Origin of the sequence: Paraburkholderia sp. XV (assembly GCF_020177535.1) — a bacterium.
Lineage (GTDB): Bacteria > Pseudomonadota > Gammaproteobacteria > Burkholderiales > Burkholderiaceae > Paraburkholderia > Paraburkholderia caribensis.
This window is the reverse complement of record NZ_JAGUUD010000182.1, coordinates 1-10894: the sequence shown is the minus strand read 5'-3', so window position 1 is coordinate 10894 and position 10894 is coordinate 1. Positions and strand designations below refer to the sequence as shown.

The 10894-nt window shown below is 63.5% G+C and carries 9 protein-coding genes; 5 read left to right on the top strand and 4 right to left on the bottom strand.

Annotation, left to right across the window (positions count from 1 at the left end; all coding sequences use genetic code 11):
- Positions 1-135: 135 nt before the first annotated feature.
- From KFO72_RS39730 to KFO72_RS39720, 3 genes are all read right to left on the bottom strand, one after another.
- Complete coding sequence (locus KFO72_RS39730) at positions 136-1665, bottom strand: CoA-acylating methylmalonate-semialdehyde dehydrogenase (RefSeq protein WP_225034361.1); 1530 nt, start codon at positions 1663-1665, stop codon at positions 136-138.
- Positions 1666-1729: 64 nt separating this feature from the next.
- Positions 1730-3436 carry an AMP-binding protein gene (locus tag KFO72_RS39725; protein ID WP_225034359.1) on the bottom strand — a complete coding sequence of 569 codons (1707 nt, stop codon included), beginning with the start codon at positions 3434-3436 and terminating at the stop codon, positions 1730-1732.
- Between the two features lie 67 nt (positions 3437-3503).
- Positions 3504-4637 carry an acyl-CoA dehydrogenase family protein gene (locus tag KFO72_RS39720; RefSeq protein ID WP_225034357.1) on the bottom strand — a complete coding sequence of 378 codons (1134 nt, stop codon included), beginning with the start codon at positions 4635-4637 and terminating at the stop codon, positions 3504-3506.
- Between the two features lie 265 nt (positions 4638-4902).
- On the opposite strand from KFO72_RS39720, the gene KFO72_RS39715 reads away from it, so the two are divergent.
- The 5 genes from KFO72_RS39715 (at position 4903) to KFO72_RS39695 (ending at position 10712) form a co-directional block, all read left to right on the top strand.
- Positions 4903-5964 carry an AraC family transcriptional regulator gene (locus KFO72_RS39715; RefSeq protein WP_062916279.1) on the top strand — a complete coding sequence of 354 codons (1062 nt, stop codon included), beginning with the start codon at positions 4903-4905 and terminating at the stop codon, positions 5962-5964.
- An 85-nt stretch (positions 5965-6049) separates the two neighbouring features.
- A complete protein-coding gene (locus tag KFO72_RS39710) occupies positions 6050-7705 on the top strand; it encodes an NfeD family protein (RefSeq protein WP_225034360.1) in 1656 nt (551 codons plus the stop codon).
- Positions 7702-8481, top strand: coding sequence for a slipin family protein (locus KFO72_RS39705; RefSeq protein ID WP_036001121.1), 780 nt, complete (start codon positions 7702-7704; stop codon positions 8479-8481). Before KFO72_RS39710 ends, KFO72_RS39705 begins: the two co-directional genes overlap by 4 nt.
- Before the next feature lie 199 nt (positions 8482-8680).
- A complete protein-coding gene (locus KFO72_RS39700) occupies positions 8681-8932 on the top strand; it encodes a DUF4148 domain-containing protein (RefSeq protein WP_036001118.1) in 252 nt (83 codons plus the stop codon).
- Positions 8933-9410: 478 nt separating this feature from the next.
- Positions 9411-10712 (top strand): NCS2 family permease, encoded by a 1302-nt coding sequence (locus tag KFO72_RS39695; RefSeq protein WP_225034355.1) that lies wholly within the window; start codon positions 9411-9413, stop codon positions 10710-10712.
- Here the strand turns inward: KFO72_RS39695 and KFO72_RS39690 are convergent.
- Positions 10663-10894 (bottom strand): hypothetical protein (locus KFO72_RS39690; RefSeq protein WP_225034354.1); only part of this gene is annotated, 232 nt, incomplete at its 5' end. The genes KFO72_RS39695 and KFO72_RS39690 overlap by 50 nt on opposite strands.

Below are 10894 nucleotides of genomic sequence, written 5' to 3'. Positions count from 1 at the left end.
CCGCCCCGCACAGGGGCGACGCCTGAAGCAAGCTAACGTCACGCGGATGCCAGCGAAAGCAAAAGCAAAAGCAAAAGGCGGATGCCAGCGCAAACACCAACAGACCACCCAGCGTCGCAGACAAACAAAAACCCCCTATCGAAGGCTAATGGTTGTATTCACACCATCACTAACAGTGACATCATCAAACCACCGCGCGGTGACCGTCTTAGTCTGCGTATAAAACTGCACAACTTGCTTACCATAAGGCCCAAGATCCCCAAGCTTCGACCCGCGAGAACCGGTAAAACTAAAAAACGGCACCGGCACGGGAATAGGAATATTGATCCCAACCTGCCCAACATCGATCTCGCTCTGGAACTTGCGCGCCGCCGCGCCGCTCTGCGTAAAGAGTCCCACACCATTGCCCATCGGATTGCTATTCACCAACGCAATCGCATCGTCCAGCGTCGGCACGCTCATCACACACAACACAGGCCCAAAAATCTCGGTCTTATAGACATCCATCTCAACGGAAACATCACTAAAAACCGTCGGCCCGATAAAATTACCGGCCTCGTAGCCAGGCACATCAACACCACGCCCATCGAGTGCCAGCGTCGCCCCCTCCTTAACACCCGCCTCGATGAGGCCGAAAATCCGCTCCTTCGCGGAACGCGAAACAACAGGCCCGATATCCGTGCCGGCCTCATGACCGGCATTCACCTTCAAGGTCCTCGCTTTCGCCACAAGCTCAGGCAACCACTCCTTCGACGCCCCCACCAGCACCACGACGGATGTCGCCATACACCGCTGACCAGCCGCGCCAAACCCGGCACCCACCAGCGCATTCAGCGTCTGCTCGCGATTCGCATCGGGCAGCACCACAGCGTGATTCTTCGCGCCCATCATCGATTGCACGCGCTTGCCGTGCTGGCTGCCCAGGTTGTACACGTGCGTGCCCACCGCCGTCGATCCGACAAACGAAATCGCCTTCACCAGATCATGCGTACACAACCCATCAACGACTTCCTTCCCGCCATGCACCACGTTCAACACACCCTTCGGCACGCCCGCTTCAATGGCCAGCTCGACCAGTTGCATCGTCGATAGCGGGTCCTGCTCCGACGGCTTCAGCACGAACGTGTTGCCGCAAACGATCGCCATCGGGAACATCCACAGCGGAATCATCGCCGGGAAGTTGAACGGCGTAATGCCCGCGCATACGCCGATCGGCTGGCGCAGCGTGTACGTGTCAACACTCCCCGCCACATTCTCCGCAAACTCGCCCTGCTGCAACGTGCCGATCGAACACGCATGCTCGACCACCTCCAGCCCGCGGAAAATGTCGCCTTCGGCATCGGGCAAAGTCTTGCCCTGCTCCGCCGTCAAGGTCTTCGCAATGCGCGGCATGTGCTCGCGAATCAGCGCCTGGTACTTCAGCATGATCCGCATGCGCGCGCCAATCGGCGTGTTCTTCCAGGTCGAGAACGCGGCATGCGCGGAACGGATCGCCGCGTCCACCTCGGCTTTCGTCGCGAACGGTACGCGCGCAAGCACTTCCTGCGTCGCCGGATTCACAATGTCGCGCCATTCGGTCGCGCTCGACTCGACAAATTCGCCGTTGATCAACAGCTTGACCGTGTCGACCTTGCGGTCAGCCAGAGTCGAAGGAATTGCGCTCATTCTGCATGTCTCCTGAAGTAGATATCGGTCGCCCGTTGGTCGGTCAGTGCCGCTCAGTTGCCGCTCAGTTTCCGTTCCCATTGCGAAGCTCGGGGAAATCCTCTTCCCAGTATTCATCCTGCAAACGCGCCGGCTCCGCCGTGCGCTCCAGTTCGCGCCGCCTGAGTTCGACGCGGCGAATCTTGCCGGAGATCGTCTTCGGCAGATCGCTGAATTGCAGGCGGCGAATACGCTTGTACGGCGCAAGCTTTTCACGCGAAAAACGGAACACGTCGCGCGCGAGTTCGGGGCCCGCCTCGAATCCATGCCGCACCGTCACGAATGCCTTCGGCACCGACAGCCGCAGCGGATCGTTGCTCGGCACCACGGCCGCTTCGGCAATCGCCTTGTGCTCGATCAGCACGCTTTCGAGCTCGAACGGACTGAGCCGGTAATCGGACGACTTGAACACGTCATCCGAGCGGCCGACATACACGAGATAACCATCGTCGCGCCGCATCGCGACATCGGACGTGTGGTAGTAACCGTTGCGCATCGCGTGTTCGGTGGCCTTCGCGTTGTTCGCATAGCCCGTCATCAGGCCCAGCGGACGTGAGCCAAGCGGCAGCGCGATTTCGCCTTCCGTCACGGGATGATCGTCGGCATCGACGAGTTCGACTCGGTAGCCCGGCAACGGGCGCCCCATCGAACCGGGCACGACAGGCTGCCCCGGCGGGTTGCCGATCTGGCAGGTGGTTTCCGTCTGCCCATAGCCGTCGCGAATCACGATGTTCCATGCATGCCGCACGCGTTCGATGATCTCCGGGTTCAGCGGCTCGCCCGCGCCGACGATCTCGCGCAGCTTCACGGGATACGACGCGAGCGGCTCCTGCACGAGCATGCGCCACACGGTGGGCGGCGCGCACAGCGTCGTGACCTGGTAACGCACCAGCACGTCGAGCGTGTCTTTCGGCGCGAAGCGCGCGAAGTTGTAGACGAACACGCACGCCTGCGCATTCCACGGCGCGAAGAAGCAGCTCCACGCGTGCTTCGCCCAGCCAGGCGAGCTGATGTTCCAATGGATGTCGCCCGGTTGCAGGCCGATCCAGTACATCGTCGACAGATGGCCGACGGGATAGCTTTCGTGCGTATGCTCGACCAGTTTCGGCTTCGACGTCGTGCCCGACGTGAAGTACAGCAGCATCGCATCGGCGGCGCGCGTGGCGCCGTCCGGCGTGAAGACGGGGGACGCTGCATACGCGGCGGCGATATCCGTCCAGCCTTCGCGCGGCGCGCCAACCGAGATGCGCTGCAACGGCGTATCGAGCGCATCGAACTTGCCCGTTTCCGCGCTATCGACCACGACGAAATTCGCCCCGCCGATCTGCACGCGGTCGCGCACGTCGTCGGGCGACAGTTGCGTGGTGGCGGGCAGCACGATCGCGCCGAGCTTCATCGCCGCGAGCATCACGTCCCACAGTTCGACCCGGTTCGGCAGCATCAACAGCAGCCGGTCGCCGCGCCCCACGCCCAGCCCGCGCAGAAAGTTCGCCATCCGCGACGAGCGCTCCGACATCTGCGCATATGAGAGCTTCAGCCCTTCTTGCGCCGGATCATCGACGATCCACAGCGCCGGGTTGTCGTTGCCTTTCGCGACGACGTCGAAATAATCGAGCGCCCAGTTGAACTCGCCGAGTTCCGGCCATCTGAACTCGCTGTACGCGCGCTCATAGTCGGTGCGGTGGCGCAACAACAGGTCGCGCGCGTCGAAAAAGCTTTGGGCTGCCGTCATCGTCGTCTCCATTGTTCGCGCGGTTGCGCCCGGCGCGGTCGCGCTCTATTGGCGGATTATTCTGCGCTCAAACGTGCCGCGCGATAACCATTCTTTGTACTTCGCTCGTGCCTTCGTAGATTTGCGTAATGCGCGCATCGCGATAATGCCGCTCGACAGCGTAATCCTCCAGATACCCATAGCCGCCGTGAATCTGGATCGCCTTCGAGCAGATCTCTTCAGCCATCTCCGATGCATACAGCTTCGCCTGCGATGCCTCCGACAGACACGGCCGCCCCGCGCTGCGCAAGCGCGCCGCGTGATGAACCAGCAGCCGCGCGGCGTTCAGGCGCGTCGCCATGTCGGCGAGCATGTTGGCGATGGTCTGATGTTCCTTCAACGCCTTGCCGAACTGGACGCGCTCGTTCGCATAGGCGCGGGCCGCATCGAAGGCCGCGCGCGCAATGCCGATCGCCTGCGCCGCAATGCCGATGCGCCCGCCCTCCAGGTTGGACAGCGCGATGCGCAAGCCCTCGCCCGGCGCGCCGAGCAGATTGGCTTCGGGCACGGCGCAATCGTCGAGCGCAATCGGGCAGGTATCCGACGCGCGAATGCCGAGCTTGCTTTCCGGGCGCCCGACGTTGAAGCCCGGCGTATCCGTCGGCACGATGAAGGCCGAGATGCCGCGCTTGCCCGCATCGGGATCGGTGACGGCGAACACGATCGCAATGCTGGCGCGCGCGCCGTTCGTCACGAACTGCTTGCTGCCGTTGATGACCCACTGGCCGTCGCGCAGCACGGCGCGCGTGCGGATGTTGTTCGCTTCGCTGCCCGCGTGCGGCTCGGTCAGGCAGAACGCGCCGATGCGCTTGCCCGTTGCGAGATCGGCGAGATAGCGGTCCTTTTGAGCGTCGCTGCCAAAGTTGAGGATCGGCCCGCAGCCGACCGAGTTGTGCACGCTCATCATCGTCGCGCAGGCGGCGCAGCCGGCCGCGATTTCTTCGAGTGCGAGCGCATACGCAATGTAGTCGGTGTACGAGCCGCCCCATTCGGGCGGCACGATCATGCCGAGAAAACCCAGCTCGCCCATCTGCCCGACGACATCCGCCGGCAACTGGCCTTCGCGGTCCCACTGCCCCGCGTTCGGCGCGAGGCGTTCGACCGCGAAGTCGCGCGCCGCGTCGCGGATCATCCGCTGCTCGTCGGTATAGAACTCGTCCATGTGTCTCGCTCCGATTGTCTTCTGCGCGCCTGCTGCACTGCACACCCGGCGCGTCTGCTGAAAACCAGTGTAGGCGGCGCGAAAGCGGGATTCGATGCCGCGTCCGCTCAATTTTCGTGAGCGCATTTGCCATAAGTGGATTCCGCGCGTGGACCCGATGCTGCAGAATGGCGGTTCCGGCGGGCGCTCGCGGCAATTCACATGAGCGCATTTGCCAGAATTCATGAAACGCCCACTTCCGGGCTGCGCGAGGAACCTGGACCGCATGAAAACCGAAAGAGGCACGATCTCCGTGAGTCTCGTCGAAGAGACGCTGGCGCTCGCCCGTGCGCGCGGCGTCGACGTGCAGCCGATCGTCGAAGCGGCGGGCATCGCGCCGCAAGTGCTCGCGAGCGCGAAAAGCCGCGTGACGCCGGCGCAATACGGCGCGCTGTGGGCCAACATCGCAAGAACGCTCGACGACGAATTCTTCGGCCAGGATGCCCACGCGATGAAAAGCGGCAGCTTCATCGCGATGACGCAGATGGCGCTGACGGCGCGCAACGGCGGCCAGGCGCTCACGCGCGCCGTCAACTTCATGCACCTCGTGCTCGACGACATGTGCGCGCAGATCGTCACGCGCGACGACCGCGTGCGCCTCCAGTTCGCGCATCGCGAGGGCGCGCCGCAGCCGGCCATGTTTGCTTACGCAACGTACTTCATCCTGGTCTACGGACTCGTATGCTGGCTGGTCGGGCGGCGCATCCCGCTGATCGAGGCGCGCTTTCGCTGCGCCGAGCCGCCTGCCGCGCACGAGTACCGGCTGATGTTCTGCGACGATCTGTCGTTCGGGCAGAGCGAGTCGTATGTCGATCTCGCGCCGGACTTTCTGGAACTGCCCGTCGTGCAGACCACGAAGTCCATCAAGCCCTTCCTGCGCGACGCGCCCGCGAGCTTCATCATCAAGTACCGCAATCCCGGCTCGCTTGCGGCGCGGGTGCGCAAGACGCTGCGCGCGCTGCCGATGCCCGCGTGGCCCGGCTCCGACGAGATGGCGCAGCGGCTGCACGTCGCCGAGGCGACCATGCGGCGTCATCTGAAGCAGGAAGGCTATACGTACCAGTCGATCAAGGACGACTTGCGGCGCGACATCGCGATTTCGCAGTTGCAGCGCGGCGGCCAGTCGGTTGCCGATATCGCGGCGACGCTCGGGTTTGCGGAGCCGAGCGCGTTTCACCGGGCGTTTCGCAAGTGGACGGGCATGCGGCCGGCGGATTACCGGGCGGTGAATGCGCACGCGGCAGGCGCGGGTATCTCCCGCCGGGCGGAACGCGCGGAATCCGACTAAGCTTAAGACAGGCCAGCTCTTTTCAGGCCTGGCGCGCCGCGATGCGAACGTGATCCGTCGCAGCACGGCGCACCGGCCGTCGACGATGGGAACCTACCGGCTTCTCCCGATCCGGCAAGCGGGTTCGCGACGCACGCCGCGCCGCGCGCGCGGCGCTTTCATGGCTGCCGCGCCCCGTGCCGCATGGGCTCGCACTCCGCGCGTCATCCCCGGCGCGGCGGCCAGGCTGTTGCAGCGCGCTTGGTTGCTGGTGCTGGCGTTCTGCGCTGCGGCGGCGTTCGCGCCTTCCGCCCGCGCCGCGCAACCGCCTGTTACGCCGGGCAGCGTGGTGGTGATTCCCGTCGCGGGCGCAATCAGCCCCGCCACCGCCGATTTCATCGTGCGCGGCCTCGCCCGCGCCGCCGACGATCGCGCCCAGCTCGCCGTCCTGCAGCTCGACACGCCGGGCGGGCTCGACACGTCGATGCGGCAGATCATCAAGGCGATTCTCGCGTCGCCCGTGCCCGTCGCGACGTATATCGCGCCAGGCGGCGCGCGCGCCGCGAGCGCGGGCACCTATATCACCTATGCAAGCCACATCGCGGCGATGGCGCCCGGCACCAATCTCGGTGCCGCGTCGCCCGTGCAGCTGGGCATCGGCGGCCAGGATGCGCCGAAACCCGGCCAGCCGCCCGGGTTGCCGGGCGCGACGCCTGCGTCCGGCCCGGCCCAGAAGGACAATGCCGCATCCGGCGCGCTGCCGCTCGACAGCCAGTCGACGGAACTGCGCAAGCAGCTTCAGGACGCGCAAGCCTACATACGCGGCCTCGCGCAACTGCGCGGGCGCAACGTCGACTGGGCCGAGCGCGCGGTGCGTGAAGCGGTGAGCCTGTCGGCACGCGACGCGCTCGAACAGAAGGTCGTCGACCTGATTGCCCGCGATATTCCCGACCTGCTCACGCAACTGGACGGCCGCACCTACGACACGGCCGCCGGCGCGAAGCATCTGACGACGGCGCACGCGCCCGTCGTCACGCTCGAGGCGGACTGGCGCAGTCACTTCCTCGCCGTCATCACCGACCCGAACGTGGCCTTGATCTTGCTGATGATCGGCATGTATGGCCTGTTCTTCGAGTTCGCGAATCCCGGCTTCGTGCTGCCCGGTGTCGCGGGCGCAATCAGCCTGCTGCTGGGTCTGTTCGCGCTGCAATTGCTCCCCGTCAATTACGTGGGTCTCGGCCTGATCTTCCTCGGTCTGGCGTTTCTGATTGCCGAAGCCTTCCTGCCGACCTTCGGCACGCTTGGCTTCGGCGGCATCGTCGCGTTCGCGATCGGCGCGCTGATGCTGATCGACACCGACGTGCCCGGCTACGGCGTGCCGCTGCCGATGATCGCGGCCGTCATCGTGTTCAGCGTGCTGTTTATCTTCGGCGTGTCGGGAATGGTGCTGCGCTCGCGGCGGCGGCCCGTGGTGACGGGCGCGGAAGCGATGATCGGCAGCGTCGGCGTGGTGCTGGACGACGGCCTCGTCGCCGATACGGCGCCAGGCCGCGCCGATGGCTCGCGGGACGGCCCGCCAGACAGCCTGCTGCATGGCGAACCGGACCGCGTCGGCTGGGCGCGCGTGCATGGCGAACGCTGGCGCGTGCGCAGCACCTCGCCGCTCGCGGCGGGCCACGCCGTGCGAGTGACGGGCCGGCGCGGCCTGATGCTTACCGTGGTTCCCGCAGGCAATCCATCACAAGAGGGAGAGCACACATGATCGGTTTCACTTTCGGCTTCGGCAGCATCCTGATTCTTCTCGCGATCGTGCTGATCGCTTCGGCGGTGCGCGTGTTTCGCGAGTACGAGCGTGGCGTGGTGTTCATGCTCGGCCGCTTCTGGAAGGTCAAGGGACCGGGTCTCGTGCTGATCATTCCCGTCGTGCAGCAGGTGGTGCGGATGGATCTGCGCACCGTCGTGTTCGACGTGCCGCCGCAGGACGTGATCACGCGCGACAACGTATCGGTCAAGGTCAATGCCGTCGTGTACTTTCGCGTCGTCGATCCGGAGCGCGCGGTGATTCAGGTTGCGCGCTACTTCGAAGCGACCAGCCAGCTGTCGCAAACCACCTTGCGCGCGGTGCTCGGCAAGCATGAACTCGACGAACTGCTGTCCGAGCGCGAGCAGCTCAACACCGACATCCAGCGCGTGCTCGATGCGCAAACGGATGCATGGGGTATCAAGGTATCGAATGTCGAGATCAAGCATGTCGATATCAACGAGACGATGATCCGCGCGATTGCGCGCCAGGCGGAAGCGGAGCGGGAACGCCGCGCCAAGGTGATTCACGCCGAAGGCGAGTTGCAGGCGTCGGAGAAATTGCTGCAGGCGGCACAGATGCTCGCGCAACAACCGCAGGCGATGACATTGCGGTATTTGCAGACACTGACAACCATTGCCGCCGACAAGAATTCGACCATCGTGTTTCCGTTACCCGTCGATCTGTTGACGGCTGTGATAGACCGGATGAGCAAGCCTTCTCAGCATATGGGCTAGTCGATGCCTGGGCGCGCGAATTCCGCTCAGGCATTCGAATGAGAAACGCCTCGCGCATGCATGAACCACGCCTTGTGCGAGGCGACAGGTGCAGACTAGATGCAAACTGAGCAACGGTTCATTTCAGTTACGAACCTTACTCATCGCGAATACAGAACCTAGAATAAAAGGGTCATCCTAACTTTTTCAGGCCCTTGCCATGAAGCTGATTCCTCGTATGGTTCTGGGCGCGCTCATCGGCGTCGCAGCCGTGTCGTCGGCATTTGCGCAGACGTCGCGCGTCTATGATCAGAACACACCCAAGACCCGCGCCGAAGTGAAAGCGGATCTCGTCGAATGGCGCAAGGCGGGCTACGATCCGCTCGACTGGATCAACTACCCGGCCAATGCGATCGCCGCAGGCCGCGTCGTCGCGCAACGCCGCGCGCAGGCGCAGGGCACGCAACAGTAACATCGATGGTTGCGGGACGCGCTCATTCGACGCGCGTCCCGCATTCCATTGCCCCCCGTTTGAGACGCTCAACGCGATGTCGCGTGCGGTTGCCATCGTGACATTGCGCAGGGCCGCTCTGGCCGCGCTTCCTTCCTTTCCGCTCCCCTCGTAATCCGGCCTGACGCGCCGCGTCAGGTATCATCACGCCCCTTCGCCAGCAAAATGGATCAGGGCCTGCCCGTCGCCGTGGCGCGCAGTGCACGCGTTCCTAGTGTTGCATAGGCTCCACGCGCGCGCGGCAAATGCGGTAATTGCTGACCAATCGTGATTAAATCCGCCCGTGGCGTCACGATGGCCGACGCGGCGGCGAAGCCCGCGCGCGCCGCCATGCGGGACGGGGCGTCATCACGCGGCTGACGAAGCGCGGTAGCAGGCAAAGACAGGCTGCACGACAAGCAGTGACCAACGACATTTCAAACGACGAGAGACTCGGCTCATGGACTCCGTAAAACGGTATTTCGGCTTTGACGAAGCGGGCACGACCCTGCGCGTGGAAGTGCTGGCAGGCGTGACCACTTTCCTCACAATGGCCTACATCATCTTCGTCAATCCGGCGATTCTCGGCGATGCGGGCATGCCCAAAGACTCGGTGTTCGTTGCGACTTGCCTCGTCGCCGCGCTCGCCTCGCTGATCATGGGCTTCTACGCGAACTACCCGATTGCGTGTGCGCCGGGCATGGGCCTGAATGCGTACTTCGCGTACACGGTCGTCAAGGGGATGGGCTTCACGTGGCAGGCTGCGCTGGGCGCGGTGTTTATCTCCGGCTGCCTGTTTTTGATCGTCACGCTGTTCCGCGTGCGCGAGGTGATCGTCAACGGCATTCCGCATTCGATTCGCGTCGCGATCACGGGCGGCATCGGGCTCTTTCTCGCGATCATTTCGTTGAAGACGGCGGGCATCGTGACGGGCAGTCCGGCGACGCTCGTCACGCTGGGCAACCTGCACGATCCGCACGTGGTGCTGGCGATCATCGGCTTCTTTGTAATCGTCATGCTCGATGTGCTGCGCGTGCGCGGGGCGATATTGATCGGCATTGTCGGTGTGACGATCTTGAGCTTTTTCTTCGGCGGCAATCAGTTTCACGGCATCGTGTCCATGCCGCCTTCAATTTCGCCGACGCTGTTCCAGCTCGACGTGAAGGCCGCGTTGTCGACGGGCGTGCTGAATGTGATTCTGGTGTTCTTCCTCGTCGAACTGTTCGATGCGACGGGCACGCTGATGGGTGTCGCGAACCGCGCGGGGCTGCTGGTGCATGGCAAGATGCATCGCTTGAACCGAGCGCTGCTGGCCGATAGTACGGCGATCCTCGCCGGGTCGGTGCTGGGTACGTCGTCGACGACGGCTTATATCGAAAGCGCTTCGGGTGTGCAGGCGGGTGGGCGTACGGGTGTTACCGCGATTACCGTTGCTGCGCTGTTTTTGCTGGCGCTGTTCTTTGCGCCGCTGGCGGGGGTGGTGCCGGGTTATGCCACGGCGCCGGCTTTGCTTTACGTTTCGTGTCTGATGTTGCGGGAGATGGCTGATCTGCCATGGGATGATGCGACTGAAGTCGTGCCTGCTGCACTTACCGCTCTTATGATGCCTTTTACCTATTCCATTGCGAATGGGGTCGCGTTTGGGTTTATTTCTTATGCGGGGCTTAAGTTACTTACCGGGCGGGCGCGGCAGGTCAAGCTCGTTGTTTGGGTTATTGCTGCTGTGTTTTTGTTTCGGTTTTTTTATCTTGGGGCGGAGTGAGGTTTTTGGTTTTGGTTTTTGGTTTTTTTTGTCTGCGACGCTGGGGTGTTTGTGCTTGCGCTAGTGTCCGTGTTTTGGCTTCTTGCTTCTTGCTTCTGGCTTCGCCGATCGGTGTTTTGGCCTTTGATTTCGCTGGCATCCGCGTTACGTTAGCTCGCTTCAAGCGTCGCCCCTGTGCGGGG

What these genes read in the sequence shown, in the direction of transcription:
- KFO72_RS39725 (WP_225034359.1), bottom strand. Translation starts at nt 3,436, where the DNA reads ATGACGGCAGCCCAAAGCTTTTTCGACGCGCGCGACCTGTTGTTGCGC.
- KFO72_RS39720 (WP_225034357.1), bottom strand. Translation starts at nt 4,637, where the DNA reads ATGGACGAGTTCTATACCGACGAGCAGCGGATGATCCGCGACGCGGCG.
- KFO72_RS39700 (WP_036001118.1), top strand. Translation starts at nt 8,681, where the DNA reads ATGAAGCTGATTCCTCGTATGGTTCTGGGCGCGCTCATCGGCGTCGCA.
- KFO72_RS39730 (WP_225034361.1), bottom strand. Translation starts at nt 1,665, where the DNA reads ATGAGCGCAATTCCTTCGACTCTGGCTGACCGCAAGGTCGACACGGTC.
- KFO72_RS39710 (WP_225034360.1), top strand. Translation starts at nt 6,050, where the DNA reads ATGGGAACCTACCGGCTTCTCCCGATCCGGCAAGCGGGTTCGCGACGC.
- KFO72_RS39695 (WP_225034355.1), top strand. Translation starts at nt 9,411, where the DNA reads ATGGACTCCGTAAAACGGTATTTCGGCTTTGACGAAGCGGGCACGACC.
- KFO72_RS39715 (WP_062916279.1), top strand. Translation starts at nt 4,903, where the DNA reads ATGAAAACCGAAAGAGGCACGATCTCCGTGAGTCTCGTCGAAGAGACG.
- KFO72_RS39705 (WP_036001121.1), top strand. Translation starts at nt 7,702, where the DNA reads ATGATCGGTTTCACTTTCGGCTTCGGCAGCATCCTGATTCTTCTCGCG.